This is a genomic window from Sphingomonas sp. Leaf21, assembly GCF_916858675.1.
GTDB lineage: Bacteria > Pseudomonadota > Alphaproteobacteria > Sphingomonadales > Sphingomonadaceae > Sphingomonas.
The window spans coordinates 148,132-170,803 of record NZ_CAKASM010000006.1 but is presented as its reverse complement, the minus strand read 5'-3'; the positions used below and the strand labels follow the sequence as shown (position 1 = coordinate 170,803).

The following is a 22,672-nucleotide window of genomic DNA, read 5'->3' as shown; positions in this document are numbered from 1 at the left end:
GGATGCTGTCGCCCGTCGAGTTCGAACGGCAGCAGGCTTTGATGGCTCAAGGCGTCTAGAAAACTAGGGGCTACTCAAAAACTAGGGGCTACTCACGGTCAAGGGTGAAGCGCCAGCAAGCCGGCGCCGGCCGGGGCGGTCTCCCCGACCTTCCGCGCGGATGTGATGTTCAGCATATCCGTCATGACGGACATCTGCTTGTGCAGGCCGGGTGATGCCCCTCCACCCCGGCCGCCCTGGCCCTTGCACCCCCCGGTCTCGCCGACGGGCAGGGTTTCAGCGCGGCGCTTCGCTGCGCGAAACCCAAGCCCATAGGAGAAAGACCATGACGACCATTGCCAATGAAACGACCGCCACCCCTGCTACCGTAACCGGCGCGGAGATGTTCATCCCGCTGAACAAGCTCAAGAAGCATCCGAACAACGCCCGCAAGACACCGCACAGCGAGGCGTCGATCGAGGCGAAGGCAGCGAGCATCCACGCCAAAGGCATCCTGCAAAACCTTGTGGTGGAGCCGGAGGTTGACGCCGAGGGCGCCGCGACCGGCTTCTATCTCGTCAGCATCGGTGAAGGCCGTAGGCTGGCGCAGTTGCTGCGCGTGAAGCGCAAGCAGATCAAGAAGACCGAACCCATCCGCTGCGTCATCGACACCGTGAACGACGCCAGCGAAATCAGTCTGGACGAGAACGTCACCCGTGAAGACCTTTCGCCCGCCGACCAGTTCGAGCGCTTCCGCGAGCTTGCCGAAACGCGCGGCTGGGGTGCGGAGGAAATCGCCGCCCGGTTCGGCGTGACCGCCCATGTCGTGCGCCAGCGGATGCGTCTGGGTGCTGTCAGCCCCAAGCTGATGCAGATCTACCGCGATGGCGGACTGACCTTGGAGCAGTTGATGGCCTTCGCCATCGTGGACGATCCGACCCGGCAGGAGCAGGTCTACGAGAACCTGTCATGGAACAAGGACCCCTCGACCATTCGCCGCGACCTGACCCGGATGCACATCGCGGCGACGGATCGCCGGGCGGTGTTCGTCGGCGCGGAGGCCTACACCGAAGCGGGCGGCGTGATCCTGCGAGACCTGTTCACCGAGGATCGCGGCGGCTTCTATGAAGATGCCGCCCTGCTGGACCGGCTGGTCATCGAGAAGCTGGAGGGGATCGCGGAAAGCGTGAAGGCTGAGGAAGGCTGGAAATGGGCCGCTGCCCATATCGACTATCCGCATGGCAACGGGCTGCGCCGCACCTATCCGCATCCGGTGACGCTGTCGGAAGAAGACGAGGCCGCCTATGCCGCCGCGCAGGGCGAATACGACGCGCTGACCGAGCAGTATGACAGTGCCGAGGAACTGCCCGATGACGTGGATCAGCGGTTCGGAGAGTTGGAGGCCGAGATCGAGCGCCTCGACGCTCTGCGTCATGCCTATGACGCCGATGAGATCGCGCGCGGCGGTGTGTTCGTCATCCTCTCCCATGACGGGGAAGCCCGCATCGAGCGCGGTTTCGTCCGGGCCGAGGACGAGAATCCGGAACCCGAAGGCGTTGCGGACGGTGACGGCGGCAGCGTGGTGGACGGCGTTCGCGTCAACGGCGATGGCGAGGTCATCGAGGATGGCGACCATGACGCTGGCGGCAACACCGCTCCCGTGTCGGAGGCCGAGGACGAGGACGCCGGGGATGCGGGCAAGCCGCTGTCGGACCTTCTCGTCCGCGATCTGACCTCGCACCGGACGCTGGGCCTTCGTCTTGCGCTGGGCGAGCAGCCGGACATGGCGCTGATCGCCGTCACCCATGCGCTGGCGGCGCAGACCTTCTATCGCGGGGTGGATGCCGCCTGCCTCGAAATCCGCCCGACCAGCAGCACCCTCGCTTCCCACGCGGACGGCATCGAGGACACGGCGGCGGGCAAGGCGCTGGCTGATCGTCATGCCGGATGGGCGGCGGACATGCCGCGCGATGTGGCCGACCTGTGGAGCTTCATCACCAGTCTGGACCATGCCAGCGTCATGGCGCTGTTCGCCCATTGCGCCTCGTTGACCGTCAATGCGGTGAAGCAGCCTTGGGAGAAGAAGCCCCACGCCCATGCGACAGCGGAGAAGCTGGCGACGGCGGTGGCGCTCGACATGACGGCGCACTGGACGCCCACGGTGCGGACCTATCTCGGTCGCGTCACCAAGGCGCATATCCTCGCCGCCGTGCGCGAAGCCGTCAGCGACGCGGCGGCGGAGCGGATCGCGGGTTTGAAGAAGACGGACATGGCGGAGGCTGCCGAGCAGCTTCTGGCCGGAACCGGCTGGCTTCCCGCCGTCATGCGGACGGCGCGGCCCGCGTGGCTGGACGAGCAGCAGCAGCAGGACGGAGACGCCTTCCAGATCGCCGCCGAGTGAGGACCGGGCCGGGATCGCATCAGCGGTCCCGGCCTTCCTTCTGTCCGACAGCCCAAAATTCCGGTCGCGCGGTGTTCACCGCGGGACCGGCTGACCTCGACTGTCCGATGACTTCGACTGTCATCGGCGCTATGGAGAACCGTCATGATCGCCGTGATGTTGATGAGCGTGGCGCTGATCGCGGGACTGTGCGTCCTGGCCTATACGCTCGCCGTCTATGCGCTGCCCTTCATGCTCGCCATCGAAGCGGCGCGCTTCGCCTACGCCACCGGCTCCGGCCTGATCGGCGCGGGCCTCGTCGGCCTCGTCGCCGGGGCGGCGGCCTATGGCCTGCTGGTGTTCGCCTTCGCCTCGTTGCGCTCGCCGGTGCTGCGCCTGATCGTGGCGCTGGTCTTCGCCGCCCCCGCCGCCGTTGCCGGCTACGCCCTTGTCCACGGCGTCACCGGGGACGCCGTGCCGTCAGAGGTGTGACGTCAGATCTTCTGCATCATCGGCGGCAGTGTCGTTGGTGTATCGGCACTACTGCGATTGGCCGCACCCATCGACGGGACAAAGGCGTGAGCGAAACCGCGCTTCCGAACGATCAGGGTACGATAATCACTCTTGAGGCTGACGAAGAATAAATAGCGATAGCGTTCGATGAGTTTTAGTTTCTAAATCGATCCTGATCATGAGTTGGTGTAGGTTCGGATATTAAAGAGAGACGACGGCATGACTGAGAACAACCGACGCATACTCCTTGCAAGCCGTCCCGACGGCAAGCCGACACCCGAGAACTTCAGAATCGACAGCGCGCCACTTGCCGATCCGAACGAAGGGGAGGTTCTGCTGAAGATACTCTACCTCTCGCTGGACCCCTACATGCGGGGGAGAATGAGCGCCGGGAAATCCTATGCCGCGCCGGTCGAGATCGGCGGGGTCATGGAGGGCGGCACGGTCGGGCGGGTCGTGCAATCCCGCCACCCGGACTTCGCCGAAGGCGATATCGTGCTCTCCCACTCCGGATGGCAGAGTTTCGCGGTCGTCGAAGGCTCGACGCTGCGCAAGCTCGATCCGTCAGCCGCCCCGATCAGCACCGCGCTCGGCGTCCTCGGCATGCCCGGCTTCACCGACTATGCCGGCCTACTCACGATCGGTCAGCCCAAGCCCGGCGAGACCGTCGTCGTCGCTGCGGCGAGCGGGGCCGTGGGTTCGGCGGTCGGACAGATTGCGAAAATCAGGGGCGCTCGCGCGGTCGGGATCGCAGGCGGCGTGGACAAGTGCGCGTTCGTTCGCGATGAACTCGGCTTCGATGCCGTGGTCGATCACCGTGCGCCCGACTTTCAGGCCCGGCTCAAGGCCGCGTGCCCGCAAGGTATCGACGTCTATTTCGAGAATGTCGGCGGCCATGTCTGGGACGCCGTCTTCCCGCTGCTGAACGATTTCGCCCGTGTGCCGGTGTGCGGACTGATCGCCCAATACAATGATGCGGCGGTGCAACCGGGACCCGACCGCCTGCCGGGCGTCATGCGGGATGTCCTGAGCCGGAGCCTGCTTATTCGCGGCTTCATCCAGCGCGAATTCGTCGATCAGCGCCCCGCCTTTTACAACCAGATGGCAGCGTGGATTGCAGCAGGCCAAATCCGATACAGGGAGGATGTCGTGGACGGACTGGAGGCCGCACCGGAGGCGTTCATCGGCCTTTTGGAAGGTCGCAACTTCGGCAAGCTGGTGATCCGCGTCGCGGAGTGACTCGAATTGATGCGAGGTTGGGAAGCGCGCCCGGCGATGGTCGAGGTCGTGGCGTTGCCCTGCGGGCCGCGCTTTCGGCTACGCCGGAACCACGCCAAGGGCGCGTTTCCGCCATTCGGCTTCAATCGCTAACGTGAAGAGCGGCGGGTGCAGGCCTTCCCGCTGGTGAAGCCCCGCTCGGGTGAGCGGGGCTTCAGGAGATGTCTGCTCACGGTGACGGCGGCACGACCATGAAAGCGGTCTCTCGGTCTCCGCACCGACATCCCTGGCTGGGTAGTGCGCTGGGGATCTTGGATCGTCCGCTGGCGAGCATGGTCACGTTGCTGCGGCGGGTGTCATCTCCGGGCCTGACAACGCCGGCGCTGCGAAGAAAGAGGATCGGGGATCGGCCGCGTCCGACCGTGACGATGGACGGGCCTTGCCGTAGAAGGTCAGGGGTAAGGTTGACGCGGCCGGAGGTTCACCACCGTTTTGATGTCTGGCTCGGAGGCCGACCGCCGCGGGGGCCGTGTTCCTTCTGATTCCCTGCCAACCGCACCCACGGCGTCCTCGAATGAATTGGGTCTGACCGAAGACCGGCTACGCCTCGCTCGTCTTCCCGCAACGTCCGTCGCCAGCTTTTTTCCGCCGCGCGCAAGCGCGCTTTGCATCGCGAAGCAAAAAAGCTGTCGCCGTCCGCCGTCCACTGCGTTCCCGCCCTTCGGGTGCCGGGCCGATCGTCCCCGGTCGCACGACCATCATCGAGGCCGCGATAGGCGCGGCTAGATGAGAAAAAGGAACACGACCATGGCGACCATCGGCACCTTCACCAAGAACGAAAACGGCGCGGGCTTCACCGGCGCGGTCAAGACCCTGACCCTCAACGTCAAGGCCAAGTTCGTTCCCACCGAGGGCGACAGCGAGCGCGGCCCCGACTTCCGCATCTTCGCCGGAGCCACCGAGTTCGGTGCGGCCTGGAAGAAGACCGCCCGCGAGACGCAGCGCGACTATCTCTCCGTCAAGCTGGACGATCCGAGTTTCCCCGCACCGATCTACGCCAGCCTGATCGAGGGCGAGGACGGCGAAGGCCACAACCTCATCTGGTCGCGCCGCAAAGGCGACTGAGGCCGGACAGCTCCGCAAGCCCCGCTCACCCGAGCGGGGCTTCGTCATGGTCATGGCCGTCACCGCCTGTCAGGGAATACGGCAGTCAGGATATACGGATTCAGACGGTTGCGCCGATCGGATCATCGCATCGGCGAGGTCCAGCAAGTTCTTGAGCGCGGGACTGCGATTGTGGGGCGACCACACCGCGCTGAACCGGGCCGGTTCCGGTTCGTCGGCGAGCGTCCGGAAGACGACTCCCGGAAAGGACAAGTGGCTGGCGGCAGCGGTCGTAAGCGTCACCCCTTCGCCGATGGCGACCATGTGCATCAACGTGTCCCGCCCGACATCGCAGCGGCGGACGCGCGCCGCCCGTCCCAACCCGGAGACGCGGCGAACGATATGATCCTGAAGCTGCGGCCCCGCGCCATCATGACGGACGAGGAAGATTTCCGCCGCGATATCCACCCATCTGACCGCTTGGCCAGACGCGAGCAGATGGTCCATAGGCAAGGCGATCATGAACGGCTCCTCCCATAGCCGCCGGGCACGACAATCACGCGGATCGACCGCGCCGAGCACGAAGGCCACGTCGAGTTTGCCGTCGCGGACCATCGCGATCGTTTCCGACGACCGGCCCTCGACGACACTCTGCTCGATGGCGGGATAGATCGAGCGATATCGCCGACGGAGATCGGCGAGGAAGCCGCCCGCAATCGAGGAATGCAGGCCGATGGCCAGTCGGCCTTCCGTGCCGCTGGAGATCGCGCCGGCCGTTTGCACGGCCAGATCGATATGGCCGATACCGGTCGCCACCTCGGCGACGAAACGCTGTCCGGCCTCAGTCAATCGCACGCCGCGATGCCGGCGCTCGAACAGAAGGATGCCCAGCGTCTCTTCGAGCGCCTTGATCCGCGCGCTGACACACGACTGACTGACACCTAGCGAATTCGCCGCGTGGCGGAAGTTAAGATACTCGGCAACCGCCAGCCTTGAGCAAGCGAACGATCCGCCGAAGCCAACTTCGCGAGATTGTCCCGCTTGCCGACACCACGATCTACGACATGGAGCAGCGGGGTGAGTTTCCAAAGAGGTTCTATCTGACGTCCCGCTGCGTCGTATGGGATCTCGCGGAAGTCGAAGCCTGGCTGGCGATGCGCCGTCAGGCTTCGAATGCAAAAGCCGTCAAACGCGCACCGTCTCCCGACGTCCATCTGAGGAAGACCCGACCGGTCACACGGTAGGTTCCGGCACCAGCAAGTCCATCGACGGCGGATAAAGCGTCGGGGCATATTTCTGACCGACGACCCAGGCGTCGACGAGGTTCGCCCACTCCTGCATCATATGACGGCGCTGATGCTCATACTCGGCTTTGTTGTAGATACCGCGCGACGAACGACCATCCTCATGGGCCAGGCACTTCTCGATCCAGTCGCTGTTGAAGCCCAGCTCATTGAGAAGCGTCGAGCCGGTTCGCCGAAGATCGTGAACCGTGAACGGCTCCAGCGGCAAGCCCTCCTTTTTCGCGCGCACCACGACAGCGGTCGTGATCCGGTTGAACGTGGCCCGCGACATCGGGGCATCAGCGTCATAGCGCGAGGGGAGCAGGTATTTCGAGTTACCCGCGCAGGTCTTTAGGGCGATGAGCATGTCGATCGCCTGCTGGGGCAGATAGACGTTGTGCGCTTTGGAGCGCTTCATCCGCTCCTTGGGGATCGACCAGACGGCGTTCTCGAAATCCACCTCGTCCCATGTCGCATCCTGGAGTTCGCTCTTGCGGACCATCGTCAGCAGGATGAGGCGCAGACCGAGCCGGATCGTCGGCAGCGTCGGCACATGTTCCAATTGCCCGAGCATCACCCGGATTTCGGCAGGTGAAAGAGAGCGATCCTTGGGGACGAAGGTTGCGATCGAGGCCGGCCCAACCTCGTCGGCCGGATTGGCGACCTTCTCGCCGTGCAGGATCGCAAACGCATAGATCAGCTTGACGATGTCACGGACATGAACCGCGGTGGCCGGCGCCCCGCGCTCTTTGACCTTCGCGCACATCGCCCGCAGATCGTTCGGATCAATCTCCGTCAGCAGGCGGTTCCGGAACGTCGGGAGGATGTCACGCTCGAAGATCGCGCGCCGCATGGCTCTGGTGCTGTCGGCCATCTTCGCCTCCTGCATCCAACGCTCGCCAAACTCGCCGAAGCTCTTGGCTTCCTTCAGGCGACGCTTCTCGCGCTGCTTCTCATGGGCCGGCGAACGCCCCTCGCCGATCCCTCGCTTGGCATCGATCAGCTTCTCGCGCGCCCGTGCCAGAGAAAGGTCGGTTGGGCCGTATCGTCCGAGCGTGACGGTCTCACGCCGACCGTTCAGGCGATAGTCGTAGCGGAACACGATTTTGCCTGATGGCTGCACGAGCGCGTACATACCGTCACGGTCGGCAACCTTGTACAATTTATCCTTTGGTTTCAGGCTTTTAAGAGCGGCATCCGTCAGCATAACTCCCTCCAAAAATGGGCGATTTCCAAGGGAGAGTCTCGAATTATACCGTCAGGCCAAAATCACCCTCTCTGAAGAGGAATTATCGCTTTAATTTCAATGCGGTATGGCCAAAAAATATACCGTCAAGGCTCTCTTGAACCTGACGGTATAATGGTTTTAGCGGTCGATCAAGATTCGGCTATACCGTCATCCGTACCGTCATTCCATTCGCTTCCCCTGCGATAGATGCCGATAGGCGACGATATATAACTATTTTGTTTCAACGGCTTAGATCGTATCGTGGCGTAGTTTCGGATACCTTCGGATAGGCCTGAATCATTCCCACTCGATCGTGCCGGGCGGCTTGCTCGTATAGTCGTAGACGACGCGGTTGATGCCCTTCACCTCGTTGATGATCCGGGTCGTCACACGCGGCAGGAAATCGCCGGGGAAGTCGAACGCCTGCGCCGTCATCCCGTCGACCGACGTCACCGCGCGCAGCGCCAGCACCGAGTCGTAGGTCCGGCCATCGCCCATCACCCCGACCGAGCGCACCGGCAACAGCACCGCGAAGGCCTGCCAGATCGCGTCGTACAGCCCCGCCTTGCGGATTTCCTCGAGATAGATGGCGTCCGCCTTGCGCAATATGTCGCACCGTTCGCGCGTCACCTCGCCGGGGATGCGGATGGCCAGGCCCGGACCCGGGAACGGGTGACGACCGACGAACACGTCCGGCAGCCCCAGTTCGCGACCGAGCACCCGGACCTCGTCCTTGAACAGCTCGCGAAGCGGCTCGACCAGCGTCATGTTCATGCGTTCGGGGAGACCGCCGACATTGTGATGGCTCTTGATCGTCACCGACGGACCGCCGGTGAAGCTGACGCTCTCGATCACGTCGGGATAGAGCGTGCCCTGCGCCAGGAACTCGGCCCCGCCGATCTTCTTCGCCTCGGCCTCGAACACGTCGATGAAGGTCTTGCCGATGAACTTGCGCTTGGCCTCCGGGTCGGTGACGCCCGCCAGCCCGTCCATGAACAGGTCCTGCGCGTCCACATGCACCAGCGGGATGTTGTAATGGCCGCGGAACAGGCTGACGACCTGCTCGGCCTCGCCCTGGCGCAGGATGCCGCCATCGACGAAAACGCAGGTCAACTGGTCGCCGATCGCCTCGTGGATCAGCAGCGCCGCCACCGACGAGTCGACCCCGCCGGACAGGCCACAGATCACCTTGCCCGTGCCGACCTGTTCGCGGATCTCGGCGATCTTGGCGGCGCGGAACTCGGCCATCGTCCAGTCGCCCGAGAGCCCCGCGACATGGCGGACGAAGTTGGCGATCAGCCTGGCGCCATCGGGCGTGTGGACCACTTCCGGATGGAACTGCATCGCGTAGATGCGGCGTTCCTCGTTGGCGATGATCGCATAGGGCGCGCCGGGGCTGGTCGCGACGACCGAAAAGCCCGGCGCCAGCGCGGTCACCTTGTCGCCATGGCTCATCCACACCTGGTGCCGCTCACCGGTCTGCCACAGGCCGTCGAACAGCGTGCAGCCATTCTCCACGGTGATGAAGGCTTCCCCGAACTCGCCGCTATCGCCCTTCTCGACCCTGCCGCCCAATTGCTGGGTCAGTGCCTGCTGGCCGTAGCAGATGCCCAGCATCGGCAGGCCGCTGTCGAGGATCGCCTGCGGAATGCGCGGGCTATGCTCGTCCACCACCGAGGCGGGGCCGCCCGAGAGGATGACGGCGGCGGGATTGATCCGCGCGAACGCGTCGTCGGCCGATTGGAAGGGGACGATCTCGCTATAGACCCCCGCCTCGCGCACGCGGCGCGCGATGAGCTGGGTGACCTGGCTGCCGAAATCGACGATGAGGATGCTGTCCGGGTGCTCCATGGCGGTCCGATAGCGATGTCTTTTCGAAAATGCTACCGGGGCGGGACGGTTTCCGTTTGCGGGAGACAAACCGTCGGGCCTTGGCACGCCCCTCCCGCAAGCAGGAGGGGATGGGGGAGGGAAGGCCACGGGCGATGGGCTCTGCGAGACCCCCGGCCCTCCCCCCCGCCCCCTCCCGCCTGCGGGAGGGGGAGCAGAAGTAGAGGGGGAGCAGAAACGAAGAAGGGCCGCCCCGTTTCCGGGACGGCCCTCCTGTCGAAGGTCTTCGAGGCTCGCGAAGATTACGCGGCTTCGTCGAAATCCTCGTCGTTCATGACCGGACCCGAATCCTGGCCCTTCGCCGAGACGTCGCGGTCGACGAACTCGATGATCGCCATCGGCGAGGCGTCCGACGCGCGGATGCCGGCCTTGATGATGCGGGTATAGCCGCCGTTGCGGTCCGCGTAGCGCGAGGCCAGCGTGTCGAACAGCTTCACCAGCTGCGCGTCGTCGAGCAGGCGGGCATGGGCCAGACGACGGTTCGAGAGACCGCCCTTCTTGGCCAGGGTCACCAGCTTTTCCACGTAAGGACGCAGTTCCTTCGCCTTGGCGACGGTGGTGGTGATCTGCTCGTGCTTGATGAGCGCAGCCGCCATGTTGCGGAAGAGCGCGGTACGATGAGCCGAGGTACGCTGCAGCTTACGGCCGCCGACGCGATGACGCATGGGTATTTCCTTCGTTCGTTAAGGGGCCGTGTCACGGAACCCCAGAGCCGGTGACCGTTAAGGCCGTCACCTTCGCCTAACTCGAATCATCCCCAAGCAGGCTTGGGGAGGGGGACCAGCGAAGCTGGTGGAGGGGCCGGACCGAAGGACCGGATTACGGCAAAGCCGCGATCCTGGCGTCGAACGGGTCGCCCGAGGGCGACCCGCCGGCCGGGCTTGCGCCGTCTCGCGGATAGCATCGCTATCCGCGTGCGGCTCAGCCCATGATCTCCTGTTCCAGCTTCTTGGCCATTTCCTCGATATTCTCGGGCGGCCAGCCGGGGATTTCCATGCCCAGGCGCAGACCCATGGACGACAGCACTTCCTTGATCTCGTTCAGCGACTTGCGGCCGAAATTGGGAGTGCGCAGCATCTCGGCTTCGGTCTTGCCGACCAGATCGCCGATATAGATGATGTTGTCGTTCTTGAGGCAGTTGGCCGAACGCACCGACAGTTCCAGCTCATCGACCTTCTTGAGAAGGTAACGGTTGATCTGCTGCGCGTCGCTCTGCGCTTCGCCACCGGCCGCGGGGATCGCCGCCTGGCCGACGGGGGCCGCGCGGGTGAGCGCCGAATCGTCGAAGTGCACGAACAGCGCCAGCTGGTCCTGGAGGATGCGCGCGGCATAGGCCACGGCGTCTTCCGGGGTGACGGTGCCGTCGGTCTCGACCGAGAGCGTCAGCTTGTCATAGTCCAGGTCCTGCCCGACGCGGGTCGGGTCGACCTTGTACGACACCTGGCGCACCGGCGAGTAGAGCGCGTCGACCGGGATCAGGCCGATCGGCGCATCGGCCGGACGGTTGGCGGCGGCGGGGACATAGCCCTTCCCGATGTCCGCGGTCAGCTCCATGTTGAGCGTCGCGCCTTCGTCGAGATGGCAGATCACCAGGTCCTTGTTCATGACCTCGATATCGCCCGATACGGCGATGTCGCCAGCCTTGACCGTGGCGGGGCCGGTGGCCGAGAGCTGGAGCCGCTTGGGGCCTTCGCCCTGCATGCGGATCGCGAGCTGCTTGACGTTCAGGACGATGTCGGTGACGTCTTCACGCACACCGGCCAGCGACGAGAACTCGTGCAGCACGTTCTCGATCTTGATCGAGGTGACCGCCGCGCCCTGGAGCGACGACAGGAGAACGCGACGAAGCGCGTTGCCCAGCGTCAGGCCGAAGCCACGCTCCAGCGGTTCGGCGACGAATGTCGCCTTCCGCTTGCCATCGCCGCCCTTCTTTTCGAGCGCGTTGGGCTTCTTCAGTTCCTGCCAGTTCTTTGCGTTGACAGACACGTGGTTCCCCTGAGTTATGGGCCGGAACGGGGACAGTTCCAGCCGTGGAGAGAGGCATGGCCGACTCGTCAGCCGGCCATGGGAAGCATCAGACGCGGCGACGCTTGGAAGGCCGCACGCCGTTGTGCGGGATCGAGGTGACGTCGCGGATCGAGGTGATCTGGAAACCGACCGCCTGCAGCGCACGAAGCGCCGACTCGCGGCCCGAACCCGGGCCCTTCACTTCGACTTCCAGGGTGCGGACGCCGTGCTCGGCGGCCTTCTTGCCAGCGTCCTCGGCGGCGACCTGGGCGGCATAAGGCGTCGACTTGCGCGAGCCCTTGAAGCCCATCATGCCCGCCGACGACCACGAAATGGCATTGCCCTGCGCGTCGGTGATGGTGATCATGGTGTTGTTGAAGCTGGCGTTCACATGCGCGACGCCGGCGGTGATGTTCTTGCGCTCGCGACGGCGAATGCGCTGCGGTTCACGTGCCATTGGATGAAAGTCCTGACCTAGTATCCTGATACGGAGAGCGGCGGGCGGTCAGCCACAAGCCTGCTTCCGGCGGAGTAATTCGTCCCGTGGACGAATTACTTCTTCTTGCCTGCGATCGGCTTTGCCTTGCCCTTGCGGGTGCGCGCATTGGTGTGCGTGCGCTGGCCGCGGACCGGCAGGCCCTTGCGGTGACGCAGGCCGCGATAGCAGGCCAGGTCCATCAGGCGCTTGATGTTCATCGCGGTCTCGCGACGAAGATCGCCTTCCACCGTGTGATCGGCGTCGATGGTTTCGCGGATCTGGAGGACTTCCTGATCCGAAAGGTCCTGGACGCGACGATCGGCGGCGATGTTCAGCTTGGCGGCGATCTGCTTCGCCTTGGCCGGACCGATGCCGTGGATATAGGTCAGCGCGATCAGAACGCGCTTGTTGGTCGGGAGGTTAACACCCGCGATACGTGCCATGAAACTTGTTCTCCTAGCTCCACGAAGCATGGCATGGCCGCACATGCTCCATCTCAACGCGATGGTTCCGCCACGCGGAAGCGCGACGCACGCAAGTCGCGCGTCGTGAAACCAGGGGTGGTGGAAGGACGGTCAGTTAGGGCCCGCGAAACCCTCTGTCAAGCGATCGGTTCCCGCAGCGGCGTCGATTGCACCCGGCGAAGCGTCACCCAGCGGCGGAAGGAGACGATTGCCCAGACGATCTCCACCACCCCGAACGGCCAGGCCCCCTGCAGAAAGCCATAGGCCGATCCGGCGACGCAGCCCAGCACGAACCCCAGCGTCCACCAGTGCGACCCCGCCTCCATCGCATAGCAGACCAGGGTGAAGGAGACGGCGGCAAGGCCGAACAGCGACAGCGAATCCATGCCCGCGGTGTAGGGTCTTGGGCCGAAGGGGCAAACCCCATTCCTCCCCGATACGGGAAGGGGGGCTACGGAATGATCAGCCGTGCGATCAGGCCCGGCGCATTGTCGCCCAGTTCGAATCGCCCGCCGTGCAGCCGCGCCACCGCCTCGATCAGCGCCATGCCCAGCCCCGCACCCGGCGTCGTTCGCGCGGTGTCGAGTCGGCCGAAGCGCTTGAGCGCCTGCGCCCGGTCCGCCTCGGCGATGCCGGGCCCGCGATCCTCGACCTGGAAGACGATGCCTTCCGCCCCCTCGCTGAGCCTCAGCGTCACCTGCCCGCCCGACGCACCGTGTTTCAGCGCATTGTCGATCAGGTTGGACAACGCCTGGCTCATCAACTCGCGGTGGAGCGGCAGCGGCGCGGGTCGCGCCTCGACCTCGACCAGGAAGCGCAGACCCGCATCCTCGGCGACGGGGGCGTAAAGCTCGCCGATCTCCTCGACCAGTTCGACCGGTGCGGCCAGGGTGAAGCGGTCGCGCGTGACCGACTCGGACCGGCTGATCTCGATGACCATGGTCAGCATCCGCATGATCAGGTCGGTTTCGACCAGGAGCCCGCCGAGCGCGGCCTCGCGCTGGGCCGGGTCGGCGATCAGGACCGCCTGTTCGGTCTTGGTGCGCAGCCGCGCGAGCGGCGAGCGCAGGTCGTGCGCCAGGCTGTCGGTCACGACGCGCAGTTCGGCCATCAACTGCTCGATCTTGCCGAGCATCGCGTTCAGCCGCATCGCCAGCCGGTCGAATGCGTCGCCATCGCTGTCGCTGCCACCGACCAGCGCGACGCGCCGCGACAGGTCGCCCTCGCCCGCCGCGTCCATCACCGCGACGATGGTGTTGAGCCGCCCCGAGACATAGCGCGCCAGGACCAGCCCGGTCCCCGCCCCCAGCATCAGCGACAGGAACACCGCCAGCGCGAGCGCACGCTCGATCGCCACCTGCTGCGCCTCGATCAGGTCGAGCGGGCGTCCGACCAACAGCCAGTCGTCGCCGATCGGGTGGAGCGTATAGCCCGCCTCGCGCGACGCCCATACGCCGTCACGCCCGAGCACCGCGATCCGGAACGGCGTATCGGTCAGCGCGACCGCCAGATGACGCGGCGCATAGCCCGCGATCCGGTGCCCGCGCGCGTCGAATATGGCAAGGACGAGCGACACGTCGCCGGGCTCGCGCGCCTCGGTGATCGCATCCGCCAATGCGGGGAGCGCGCCGGTCCGCCATACGGCGCGCAACGCGTCCGCCTGTTCGACGATCTCACGGTGGAGCGCCGCGACCGCATCGGCGCTGGTCTGCTTCCAGATGAAACCGACCAGCGCGAGATTGGACACCAGCGCCAGGATGATCGACAGCAGCGCGATCCGCGCCGAGATCGTCAGCCGTAGCTTCACCCCTCGACGGCCAGCCTGTAGCCCGCACCGCGAACCGTGTGGAGGATCGGGCTGCCGAAACCTTCCTCCAGCTTGCGCCGGAGACGACCGATATGGACGTCGACCACGTTCGATCCTGGGTCGAAATGATAGTTCCAGATCTTCTCCAGCATCATCGTGCGGGTGACGACCTGGCCCGCATGTCGCGCCAGGAATTCGAGCAGGTTGAATTCGCGCGCGCCGACCGGAATGATCTTGCCCGCGCGGGTAACGGTACGCGCGAGCAGGTCGATCTCCAGATCGCCGACCGACAGCTTGGTACGCGTCGGCTCGGACGCCGCGCGGTCGGAGCGGCGGACCAGCGCCTCGATCCGTGCCGACAATTCGGCGAAGGAGAAGGGCTTGCACAGATAATCGTCCGCCCCCGCCTTCAGCCCGTCGACCCGGTCGTCGACCGTGGCCAGCGCGGACAGGATCAGCACCGGCGTGGAGATGCCCGCCGCGCGGATCGCGCTGACCATCGCCAGCCCGTCGAGGCGCGGCAGCATCCGGTCGGCGATGATGAGGTCGAATATGCCTTCGCTCGCCAGGAACAGGCCGTCGCGGCCATCCCCGCATTGTTCGACGGCATAGCCCGCCTCGGCCAGTCCCTTGGCGACATAGGCGGCGGTGGAGGCATCGTCTTCGACGATCAGGATCTTGCGGCTCATCGGTTCGTCTGCTCCGGCATAGGGCGATATTCGCTCCAACGACGTCGTTCGGCATTCTCGAGCCCGCTGGCCGCCGCCGATCCGCCCGCCTGAAGAAGAGGAAGGGACCGTCTGACGGGCCGGGAAAAGGCCGGCGGAAAGCACGCTCTCCGCCGGCCCCGACGGCACCCCCGGGAGTGTCGGGCACCGAGCTCTTTGAACTGCGTGACATCGGGCTACAGCGCGCGGGGATACCCCGGAGTGACCATAATGTGACAAATACGTCATGCATTTACCCGCACCGGGCACGCAGCTGCGGCACGGTGATCGAAAAAAGCTCCGTATTTGGACCGGATCGGCAGCGCGATTCGCCTTACCCGTTTAAACTTTTGATAATTCTTTGCTTTATGGTCCCACCATCATGTTGATCGCTCCCCTTTCGCCCGATGCGTCGACCGCCGAGGAGCGACGCCTGGCAACGCTGCAGGCCCATGCCCTGCTGGACAGCGAGCCGGAGGCGGAGTTCGACTCGCTCGTCTCGCTGGCGGCCGACATGCTCGACTGCCCGGTGGCGGCGCTGACCCTCGCGGATCGCGACCGCTTCTGGGTCAAGTCGGCGATCGGCGGACTGCCCAGCCAGATGCCGCGCAGCGTCGCCTTTTGTGACCAGACGATCCGCTCGGCGGACATGCTGATCGTACCCGACCTGACCGAAGATGCGCGCTTCGCCTATAATCCCTTCGTCACCGGCGACGCGGGCACGCGCTTCTACGCCGGGATGCCGATCCATGTGCCCGATCTCGACGGTGCGCCCCAGGCCATCGGGTCGCTTTGCGTGATGGACGCGACCCCGCGCTCGCTCAATCCGGCGGGGGAGCGGACATTGCGCCACCTTGCGCGGCTCGCCGAGGCGCTGATCGCCGCCCGTGCGATCGCCCGGCGCGCGACCGCGATGGCCGAGCTCAGCGAACGCCAGGCGGAGGATCTGCGCGCGAAGGAACGGACGGTGCGTCAGGTCGAACGGCTGGCGCTGATCGGTTCCTGGCGTATTCGCCTGGCCGATAACCATGCCGCCTGGTCGGAGGGCGTCTATCGCATCCACGAATTGCCACCGGGCAAGCCGGTCGAGATCGAAGAGGGCCTGTCCTACTACCCACCGGAATCGCGGGAGATCCTGCGCCGCACGATGGAGGCCGCCGCCCGGACCGGAGACTCCTTCGATATCGAACTGGATTTCGTGACGGCATTGGGCCGCCAGCGCCGCGTCCGGGTGATGGGCGAGCGCGAGATGGCGAAGGGCCGTCCCGACAGCCTGGTCGGCATGTTCCAGGACGTGACCGAGCGTCACGCGCTGGAGGTCCAGCTTCGCCGCAACGCCGACACCGATGCCCTGACCCTGTTGTCCAATCGCGCCGCCTTCGACCGCGAGCTGGAGACCGCGATCGGCACGGCCAGCGCGAAGGGCCGCGCGCTCGGACTCGTGCTGATCGACCTGGACGGGTTCAAGCTGATCAACGACACGCTGGGCCATCCCGCCGGGGACGAGGTGCTGCGCATGGTGGGACAGCGGCTGCGCACCGACTGGCTGAAGGATTGTTTCGTCGCCCGGCTGGGCGGTGACGAGTTCGGCGTGATCGTCGACGATCCCGCACTGCTTGCACAGCCCGAGACGCTGCGCGCCCGGATCGAAACCCTGCTGACCATCTCGATCTCGCTCGGCGAACTGACGATGACCTGCGCGGGTTCGGTCTGCGTGACGCTGCGGCCCGACGACTGCCGGACGATCCGCGATTTCATGCATCATGCCGACACCCGCCTCTATGCCGCCAAGCGCGACCGGGTGGGCGAACGGCGCCGTGGCGATCGACGCCGGGCAGGCTGAAACCCGTCCCTCCCCTGCTCGGGCGCGGACACGCGGCGCATCATACCCTTTCCTCCGCGACCCCGCGCCCCATATAGCGGGTCCATGTCCTCGCGTGCCCGCGTCCTCGTCCTGAACTCCGCGCTCGGCCCCCTCGACTATCGGGTGCCCCATGGCATGACGGTCGAGCCGGGTTCGATCGTCGTCGCGCCGCTCGGGCCGCGCCAGCTACTGGGCGTCGTCTGGGAGCCCGAGCGGATGCCGTCCGATGCCGAGGTCGGCGACAATCGCCTGCGCCCGCTGCTCGGAGTCTCGGACGCGCCGCCCTTGCCCGATGCGCTGCGTCGGCTGATCGAGTGGACGGCGGACTATTATCTCGCGCCGCCCGCCGCGGTGGTGCGGATGGCCCTGTCCTCCACCTCCGCGCTGGAGGGCGCGCGGACCGTCACCGAATATCGCGTCACCGGCCATGTCCCCGACCGGCTGACGCCGCAGCGCGCCCAGGCGCTGGAGCGGATCGGCGACCGCCAGGGGCTGATCCGCGAATTGGCAACGATGGCCGATGTCTCCGACGCGGTGATCCGGGGCCTGGTCAAGAACGGCGCGATCGAGGGGGTGGAGGTCGATATCGACAGTCCCTTCCCCGTGCCCGCCCCCGATCACCACCGCCCGGTCCTGTCCGAAGACCAGCGTGCGGCGGCGGACACGCTGGTCGCGGGCGTCGCGGCGCATGAGTTCCAGCCGGTGCTGCTCGACGGCGTCACCGGGTCGGGCAAGACCGAGGTCTATTTCGAGGCGGTGGCCGAGGCGATCGCCGAGGGGCGGCAGGTCCTTGTCCTGCTTCCCGAAATCGCACTGACCGAGCCGTTCCTCAAGCGCTTCCACGAACGTTTCGGCTGCGAGCCCGTCGCCTGGCATTCGGGCCTGCGCGCCTCGCAGCGGCGACGCGCCTGGCGCGCCATCGCCAGCGGCCAGGGCCTGGTGACGGTCGGCGCGCGATCCGCGCTGTTCCTGCCCTATGCCAATCTCGGCCTGATCGTCGTCGACGAGGCGCATGAGACCAGCTTCAAGCAGGAGGACGGCGTCCATTACCATGCCCGCGACGTGGCGGTGATGCGCGGCAAGTTCGAACCCTGCCCGGTCATCCTGGCGTCGGCCACCCCCGCCATCGAGACGCGGCAGCAGGTGGCGCTGGGCCGCTATACCGAGGTCAAGCTGCCCGGTCGCTTCGGCCCAGCGCAGATGCCGACGATCGAGGCGATCGACCTGATCCAGAACCCGCCCGAACGCGGCCGCTGGATCGCCCCCAAGCTGGTCGCGGCGATGAAGGAGGTGCTGAAGAAGCGCGAACAGTCGCTGCTCTATCTCAACCGGCGCGGTTACGCCCCGCTGACCCTGTGCCGGACCTGCGGGCACCGGTTCCAATGCCCCAATTGCACCGCCTGGATGGTCGAGCATCGGCTGACACGTCGGCTGGCCTGCCACCATTGCGGCCATGTCCTGCCGACCCCGCGCGCCTGCCCCGAATGCGATGGCGAGGACACGCTGGTCGCCTGTGGCCCCGGCGTCGAGCGGATCGCGGACGAGGCAACCGCGCTCTTCCCCGACGCGAAGATCGCGGTCGTCACTTCCGACACCATCTGGTCCCCCGCCAAGGCGGCCGAGTTCGTCGGGCGGATGGAAGCGGGCGATATCGACATCGTGGTGGGCACGCAGCTCATCACCAAGGGCTATCACTTCCCCAATCTGACCCTGGTCGGCGTGATCGACGCGGACCTGGGGCTGGATGGCGGCGACCTGCGCGCGGCGGAGCGGACCTTTCAGCAGATCCGGCAGGTATCGGGGCGAGCGGGACGCGGCGCCAAGCCGGGCCATGTCTTCATCCAGACCCACAGTCCCAAGGCGCAGGTCATGCAGGCGCTGGTGACCGGCGACGCCGACGCCTTCTATGCGGCGGAGACGGAGGCGAGGCGGGATGCCGATGCGCCGCCCTTCGGACGCTATGCCGCGATCATCGTGTCGTCGGAAGACCAGGGCGCGGCGCAATCCACCGCCGGGCTGATCGCACGCGCGGCGCCCAAGGTCGACGGGATGCACGTCTTCGGCCCCGCCCCCGCGCCGCTGGCGATGCTGCGCGGGCGGCATCGCTATCGGTTGCTGGTCCACGCCCGGCGCGCGCTGGCGGTGCAGGATGTGATCCGGGAATGGCTCGGCGGCCTGGAATGGACGCCCAAGGTGCGGGTCGCGGTGGACGTGGACCCGTACAGCTTTTTGTAGGAACCGCCCCCTTCTTACCCCCCTCCCGCAGGCGGGAGGGGCCGGAGGAGGGCAAGGAGTCTCACCGAGACCATCGCATTGTGGCCTTCCCTCCCCCATCCCCTCACGCTTGCGGGAGGGGCGTGCCTGGTTCTGCCGGTTTCGCTTGGCCTTCCAAACCCACAAACGAAAACGGCCGCGACTTTCGCCGCGACCGTTTCAAATCCAAGAACCGGAAAACCCGGATTACCCAGCATGCTCCGCCAGCACGGTCAGGCCCTTGGGCCCCACCTCGGCGAAGCCGCCACGGATCTGGATCGACTCCGGTTCGCCCTTTTCGGTGCGGTACACCTGGATCGCGCCGTCGCGGATGGTCGACATGAAGGGCGCATGGCCCTCCAGCACGCCGAAATCGCCCTCGGTGCCGGGGACGACCACCATATGCACCTCCTCCGAGCGGAGGAGCTTTTCGGGCGTGACGAGTTCGAAGTGCAGCATGGTCTAAAATCTCGCATCGCTCTCCCGGTCGGGGAGAGGAAAGAGGGGACGGCGCGAACCGTCCCCCCAGATCATCAGGCGTCCTGCGCCAGCTTCTCGGCCTTGGCGACGGCTTCGTCGATGCCGCCGACCATGTAGAAGGCCGCTTCCGGCAGATGGTCGTATTCGCCGTCGACCACGGCCTTGAACGAACGGATCGTGTCTTCGATCTGGACGAACTTGCCCGAAATGCCGGTGAAGACCTCCGCGACGTGGAAGGGCTGCGACAGGAAGCGCTGGATCTTGCGGGCGCGCTGGACGGTCAGCTTGTCCTCTTCGGACAGCTCGTCCATGCCCAGGATCGCGATGATGTCCTGCAGCGCCTTGTAGCGCTGGAGCAGCGACTGGACCGCACGCGCCGTCTCGTAATGCTCCTGGCCGACGATGCGCGGCTCCAGCACGCGGCTGGTCGAGTCGAGCGGGTCGACGGCCGGGTAGATGCCCAGCTCCGAGATGGCGCGGTTGAGCACGGTCGTCGCGTCCAGGTGGGCGAACGAGGTGGCGGGCGCCGGGTCGGTCAAGTCGTCGGCGGGCACGTACACGGCCTGCACCGAGGTGATCGAACCCTTGTTGGTCGAGGTGATGCGCTCCTGCAGCGCGCCCATGTCGGTCGACAGCGTCGGCTGATAGCCCACCGCCGACGGAATGCGGCCCAGCAGCGCCGACACTTCCGCACCCGCCTGGGTGAAGCGGAAGATGTTGTCGACGAAGAACAGCACGTCCTGGCCTTCCTGATCGCGGAAATATTCCGCGATCGCCAGACCCGACAGCGCGACGCGCGCACGGGCGCCAGGCGGCTCGTTCATCTGGCCATAGACCAGCGCGACCTTCGAGCCCTCGCTGATCGCGTTGCCCTCGGCGTCCTTGGCGATCACGCCCGCGTCGAGGAATTCGTGATACAGGTCGTTGCCCTCGCGGGTCCGCTCCCCGACGCCCGCGAACACCGAGGTGCCGCCATGGCCCTTGGCGATGTTGTTGATCAGTTCCTGGATCAGCACGGTCTTGCCGACGCCCGCACCACCGAACAGGCCGATCTTGCCGCCCTTCGCATACGGAGCCAGCAGGTCGATGACCTTGATGCCGGTGACCAGGATCGCGCTCTCGGTCGACTGCTCGATGAACTCGGGCGCCTTGGCGTGGATCGGCGCGCGGAGGTCGGTGGCGACCGGGCCACGCTCGTCGATCGGCTCGCCGACGACGTTCAGGATGCGGCCCAGCGTCGCGGGGCCGACCGGAACCTGGATCTGGTTGCCGGTGTCGGTCACGCTCTGGCCGCGGGTCAGACCCTCGGTCGTGTCCATCGCGATCGTGCGGACGGTGTTCTCGCCCAGATGCTGCGCGACTTCGAGCACCAGACGGTTGCCGTTATTGTCCGTCTCCAGCGCCGACAGGATCGCGGGCAGGTGATCGGGGAAGTGAACGTCGACGACCGCGCCGATGACCTGGGCGATCGTGCCGACATTGTTGGTGGCCGTGGTCGGCCGGATGTCCTCAGCGGCGGTTGCCATCATTGCTTCCTTGGTTCGGTAGAGCCCGACATAGCTTCGGGGCGGGCTTCGGGGCGGGTAAAGGTTACGACCAGACGGCGGCCACCGTCGATCTTGTCACGGGTAACACGGTAATCGGCGCCGGTCAGGTGGCCGGTGGTGGCGCTTTCGGTCTGGATCGCGGCGGTAACCGCATCCTTGCCGTCCAGGCCCAATTGATCCATCGGCTTGGTCAGCCAGCGGATGAACTGGGTCTTCGCGAACGGGCTGGTGTCGAGATTGACGAGGTCGAGCGAGAAGCGGATCTCGTTCAGCCGCTTCGCATCGCCCTCGACGATCAGGTTGCCCATGTTGATCGGCGTCACCGACGGATCGGCCATCGGCGTGGCCTGCGCGATCGCGCGGTATTGACCCTGAACGGGCGCGTAACCGCTCATGCGAAAGCCCATCCGGTCGAGCAGGCTGACCGTCTCCGGCGCATTGCCGAACACGGTCGCCCAGCCGCCCGTCACGAACGGCGTCGGCGAGGCCTTGGGCGTCTCCTTCGGCTGGTCGGACGCCCGGCCGCATCCGGCCAGCGCGACCGTCAGGCCCAGAAGGAGCGCGAGACGCATCAGAGCGCCTCGGCCCCCGAGATGATCTCGACCAGCTCGGTGGTGATCGCGGCCTGGCGCGTGCGGTTATACTGGATCGACAGACGACGGATCATGTCGCCCGCATTGCGCGTGGCATTGTCCATCGCGTTCATCTGCGAACCGTAGAAACCGGCCTGGTTCTCCAGCAGCGCGCGGAAGATCTGCACCGCGACGTTGCGCGGCAGCAGCGCGTCGAGGATATCCTCCTCGCTCGGCTCGAACTCGGCGACCGCCTCGATCGAGCTTTCGGCCTTGGTCGGCGCGGGCATCGGCACGGGGATCAGCTGCTGCGAAACCGGGTCCTGCACCAGCGCCGAGACGAACTTGGAATAGAACAGGTGCGCCACGTCGAACTCGCCACGCTCGAACCGCGCGATCAGGTCGTCGGCGATCTCGCGGGCGTCGTCGAACTTGGCCGCCTTGATCGTGCTCATGTCGTGATCGGCGAGGATCGCGTTGGGGAAGAAGCGCTTCAGCACGCGCCCCTTCTTGCCCGCGATGTAGAACTTCACCGTCTTGCCCTGCGCGGTCAGCTCTTCGGCCTTGCGGCGCGCGGCGCGGACGATGTTGGTGTTGAACGCACCCGCCAGGCCACGCTCCGAGGTGGCGACGACCAGCAGCTGGACTTCGTCCTTGCCGGTGCCCGCCAGCAGCGGCGACGCGCCTACGCCACCGACGCGCGCGGCCATCCCGGCCATCACCGCTTCGAGACGCTCGGCATAGGGACGGCCGTTCTGCGCCGACTCCTGCGCGCGGCGCAGCTTGGCGGCGGCGACCATCTTCATCGCCTTGGTGATCTTCTGGGTCGACTTGACCGAGTTGATCCGGATCTTGAGGGCCTTGAGGCTCGCCATCTAGTTTCCCACTTCGTCATCCC

At 65.9% G+C, this 22,672-nt stretch carries 21 protein-coding genes; 7 read left to right on the top strand and 14 right to left on the bottom strand.

The window, feature by feature from the left end:
* The first annotated feature begins 325 nt into the window (after positions 1–325).
* The 4 genes from LRP66_RS08135 to LRP66_RS08120 all read left to right on the top strand — a co-directional run bounded on the left by LRP66_RS08135 (position 326) and on the right by LRP66_RS08120 (position 5,215).
* The gene (locus LRP66_RS08135; protein WP_230481991.1) at positions 326–2,380 is read left to right on the top strand and encodes a ParB/RepB/Spo0J family partition protein; all 2,055 of its coding nucleotides are present in this window, start codon (positions 326–328) and stop codon (positions 2,378–2,380) included.
* A gap of 144 nt (positions 2,381–2,524) precedes the next feature.
* Positions 2,525–2,851, top strand: a complete 327-nt coding sequence (locus tag LRP66_RS08130) for a hypothetical protein (RefSeq protein ID WP_230481990.1) — start codon at positions 2,525–2,527, stop codon at positions 2,849–2,851.
* Between the two features lie 240 nt (positions 2,852–3,091).
* Positions 3,092–4,111 carry an NADP-dependent oxidoreductase gene (locus LRP66_RS08125; RefSeq protein ID WP_230481989.1) on the top strand — a complete coding sequence of 340 codons (1,020 nt, stop codon included), beginning with the start codon at positions 3,092–3,094 and terminating at the stop codon, positions 4,109–4,111.
* A 786-nt stretch (positions 4,112–4,897) separates the two neighbouring features.
* Entirely contained in the window at positions 4,898–5,215 is a 318-nt protein-coding gene (locus LRP66_RS08120) for a DUF736 domain-containing protein (RefSeq protein WP_230481988.1), read from the top strand.
* 69 nt (positions 5,216–5,284) lie between these two features.
* Here the strand turns inward: LRP66_RS08120 and LRP66_RS08115 are convergent, their stop codons facing one another.
* Complete coding sequence (locus LRP66_RS08115; RefSeq protein ID WP_230481987.1) at positions 5,285–6,283, bottom strand: LysR substrate-binding domain-containing protein; 999 nt, start codon at positions 6,281–6,283, stop codon at positions 5,285–5,287.
* On the opposite strand from LRP66_RS08115, the gene LRP66_RS08110 reads away from it, so the two are divergent.
* Positions 6,187–6,438, top strand: coding sequence for a helix-turn-helix transcriptional regulator (locus LRP66_RS08110; RefSeq protein ID WP_230481986.1), 252 nt, complete (start codon positions 6,187–6,189; stop codon positions 6,436–6,438). The two genes, LRP66_RS08115 and LRP66_RS08110, sit on opposite strands and share 97 nt — an antisense overlap.
* Here the strand turns inward: LRP66_RS08110 and LRP66_RS08105 are convergent.
* The 9 genes from LRP66_RS08105 to LRP66_RS08065 all read right to left on the bottom strand — a co-directional run bounded on the left by LRP66_RS08105 (position 6,428) and on the right by LRP66_RS08065 (position 15,040).
* On the bottom strand, positions 6,428–7,684 hold the full coding sequence (locus tag LRP66_RS08105) for a tyrosine-type recombinase/integrase (RefSeq protein ID WP_230481985.1): 1,257 nt from the start codon (positions 7,682–7,684) through the stop codon (positions 6,428–6,430). The two genes, LRP66_RS08110 and LRP66_RS08105, sit on opposite strands and share 11 nt — an antisense overlap.
* A gap of 318 nt (positions 7,685–8,002) precedes the next feature.
* A complete protein-coding gene (gene guaA, locus LRP66_RS08100; RefSeq protein WP_230481984.1) occupies positions 8,003–9,556 on the bottom strand; it encodes a glutamine-hydrolyzing GMP synthase in 1,554 nt (517 codons plus the stop codon).
* Between the two features lie 281 nt (positions 9,557–9,837).
* Positions 9,838–10,260, bottom strand: a complete 423-nt coding sequence (rplQ, locus tag LRP66_RS08095) for a 50S ribosomal protein L17 (protein ID WP_230481983.1) — start codon at positions 10,258–10,260, stop codon at positions 9,838–9,840.
* A gap of 256 nt (positions 10,261–10,516) precedes the next feature.
* Positions 10,517–11,581, bottom strand: a complete 1,065-nt coding sequence (locus LRP66_RS08090) for a DNA-directed RNA polymerase subunit alpha (RefSeq protein WP_230481982.1) — start codon at positions 11,579–11,581, stop codon at positions 10,517–10,519.
* 88 nt (positions 11,582–11,669) lie between these two features.
* A complete protein-coding gene (gene rpsK, locus LRP66_RS08085; protein WP_007405180.1) occupies positions 11,670–12,059 on the bottom strand; it encodes a 30S ribosomal protein S11 in 390 nt (129 codons plus the stop codon).
* 95 nt (positions 12,060–12,154) lie between these two features.
* Positions 12,155–12,523, bottom strand: a complete 369-nt coding sequence (gene rpsM, locus LRP66_RS08080; RefSeq protein WP_058718060.1) for a 30S ribosomal protein S13 — start codon at positions 12,521–12,523, stop codon at positions 12,155–12,157.
* 158 nt (positions 12,524–12,681) lie between these two features.
* A complete protein-coding gene (locus tag LRP66_RS08075; RefSeq protein ID WP_230481981.1) occupies positions 12,682–12,930 on the bottom strand; it encodes a hypothetical protein in 249 nt (82 codons plus the stop codon).
* 65 nt (positions 12,931–12,995) lie between these two features.
* Entirely contained in the window at positions 12,996–14,351 is a 1,356-nt protein-coding gene (locus LRP66_RS08070; protein WP_230481980.1) for a sensor histidine kinase, read from the bottom strand.
* Entirely contained in the window at positions 14,348–15,040 is a 693-nt protein-coding gene (locus LRP66_RS08065) for a response regulator transcription factor (RefSeq protein WP_230481979.1), read from the bottom strand. Before LRP66_RS08065 ends, LRP66_RS08070 begins: the two co-directional genes overlap by 4 nt.
* Before the next feature lie 400 nt (positions 15,041–15,440).
* Here LRP66_RS08065 and LRP66_RS08060 point away from each other — a divergent pair, with 400 nt between their 5' ends.
* Both LRP66_RS08060 and LRP66_RS08055 read left to right on the top strand, forming a co-directional pair.
* Positions 15,441–16,901, top strand: a complete 1,461-nt coding sequence (locus LRP66_RS08060; protein ID WP_230481978.1) for a sensor domain-containing diguanylate cyclase — start codon at positions 15,441–15,443, stop codon at positions 16,899–16,901.
* 84 nt (positions 16,902–16,985) lie between these two features.
* The gene (locus LRP66_RS08055; RefSeq protein WP_230481977.1) at positions 16,986–19,157 is read left to right on the top strand and encodes a primosomal protein N'; all 2,172 of its coding nucleotides are present in this window, start codon (positions 16,986–16,988) and stop codon (positions 19,155–19,157) included.
* A gap of 225 nt (positions 19,158–19,382) precedes the next feature.
* Here the strand turns inward: LRP66_RS08055 and LRP66_RS08050 are convergent, their stop codons facing one another.
* The 4 genes from LRP66_RS08050 to LRP66_RS08035 all read right to left on the bottom strand — a co-directional run bounded on the left by LRP66_RS08050 (position 19,383) and on the right by LRP66_RS08035 (position 22,649).
* Positions 19,383–19,634, bottom strand: a complete 252-nt coding sequence (locus LRP66_RS08050) for an ATP synthase F1 subunit epsilon (RefSeq protein WP_058746267.1) — start codon at positions 19,632–19,634, stop codon at positions 19,383–19,385.
* Between the two features lie 74 nt (positions 19,635–19,708).
* Positions 19,709–21,181: a F0F1 ATP synthase subunit beta gene (atpD, locus tag LRP66_RS08045; protein ID WP_230481976.1), complete on the bottom strand. Its 1,473-nt coding sequence runs from the start codon at positions 21,179–21,181 to the stop codon at positions 19,709–19,711.
* Positions 21,181–21,774, bottom strand: a complete 594-nt coding sequence (locus LRP66_RS08040) for a hypothetical protein (RefSeq protein ID WP_230481975.1) — start codon at positions 21,772–21,774, stop codon at positions 21,181–21,183. Before LRP66_RS08040 ends, atpD begins: the two co-directional genes overlap by 1 nt.
* Positions 21,774–22,649, bottom strand: coding sequence for a F0F1 ATP synthase subunit gamma (locus tag LRP66_RS08035; protein WP_230481974.1), 876 nt, complete (start codon positions 22,647–22,649; stop codon positions 21,774–21,776). Before LRP66_RS08035 ends, LRP66_RS08040 begins: the two co-directional genes overlap by 1 nt.
* Positions 22,650–22,672 lie beyond the last annotated feature (23 nt).

What these genes read in the sequence shown, in the direction of transcription:
- guaA (WP_230481984.1), bottom strand. Translation starts at nt 9,556, where the DNA reads ATGGAGCACCCGGACAGCATCCTCATCGTCGATTTCGGCAGCCAGGTC.
- rpsM (WP_058718060.1), bottom strand. Translation starts at nt 12,523, where the DNA reads ATGGCACGTATCGCGGGTGTTAACCTCCCGACCAACAAGCGCGTTCTG.
- LRP66_RS08135 (WP_230481991.1), top strand. Translation starts at nt 326, where the DNA reads ATGACGACCATTGCCAATGAAACGACCGCCACCCCTGCTACCGTAACC.
- LRP66_RS08120 (WP_230481988.1), top strand. Translation starts at nt 4,898, where the DNA reads ATGGCGACCATCGGCACCTTCACCAAGAACGAAAACGGCGCGGGCTTC.
- atpD (WP_230481976.1), bottom strand. Translation starts at nt 21,181, where the DNA reads ATGGCAACCGCCGCTGAGGACATCCGGCCGACCACGGCCACCAACAAT.
- rpsK (WP_007405180.1), bottom strand. Translation starts at nt 12,059, where the DNA reads ATGGCACGTGAACCGCAGCGCATTCGCCGTCGCGAGCGCAAGAACATC.
- LRP66_RS08130 (WP_230481990.1), top strand. Translation starts at nt 2,525, where the DNA reads ATGATCGCCGTGATGTTGATGAGCGTGGCGCTGATCGCGGGACTGTGC.
- LRP66_RS08050 (WP_058746267.1), bottom strand. Translation starts at nt 19,634, where the DNA reads ATGCTGCACTTCGAACTCGTCACGCCCGAAAAGCTCCTCCGCTCGGAG.
- rplQ (WP_230481983.1), bottom strand. Translation starts at nt 10,260, where the DNA reads ATGCGTCATCGCGTCGGCGGCCGTAAGCTGCAGCGTACCTCGGCTCAT.
- LRP66_RS08105 (WP_230481985.1), bottom strand. Translation starts at nt 7,684, where the DNA reads ATGCTGACGGATGCCGCTCTTAAAAGCCTGAAACCAAAGGATAAATTG.
- LRP66_RS08065 (WP_230481979.1), bottom strand. Translation starts at nt 15,040, where the DNA reads ATGAGCCGCAAGATCCTGATCGTCGAAGACGATGCCTCCACCGCCGCC.
- LRP66_RS08035 (WP_230481974.1), bottom strand. Translation starts at nt 22,649, where the DNA reads ATGGCGAGCCTCAAGGCCCTCAAGATCCGGATCAACTCGGTCAAGTCG.
- LRP66_RS08125 (WP_230481989.1), top strand. Translation starts at nt 3,092, where the DNA reads ATGACTGAGAACAACCGACGCATACTCCTTGCAAGCCGTCCCGACGGC.
- LRP66_RS08055 (WP_230481977.1), top strand. Translation starts at nt 16,986, where the DNA reads ATGTCCTCGCGTGCCCGCGTCCTCGTCCTGAACTCCGCGCTCGGCCCC.
- LRP66_RS08075 (WP_230481981.1), bottom strand. Translation starts at nt 12,930, where the DNA reads ATGGATTCGCTGTCGCTGTTCGGCCTTGCCGCCGTCTCCTTCACCCTG.
- LRP66_RS08060 (WP_230481978.1), top strand. Translation starts at nt 15,441, where the DNA reads ATGTTGATCGCTCCCCTTTCGCCCGATGCGTCGACCGCCGAGGAGCGA.
- LRP66_RS08040 (WP_230481975.1), bottom strand. Translation starts at nt 21,774, where the DNA reads ATGCGTCTCGCGCTCCTTCTGGGCCTGACGGTCGCGCTGGCCGGATGC.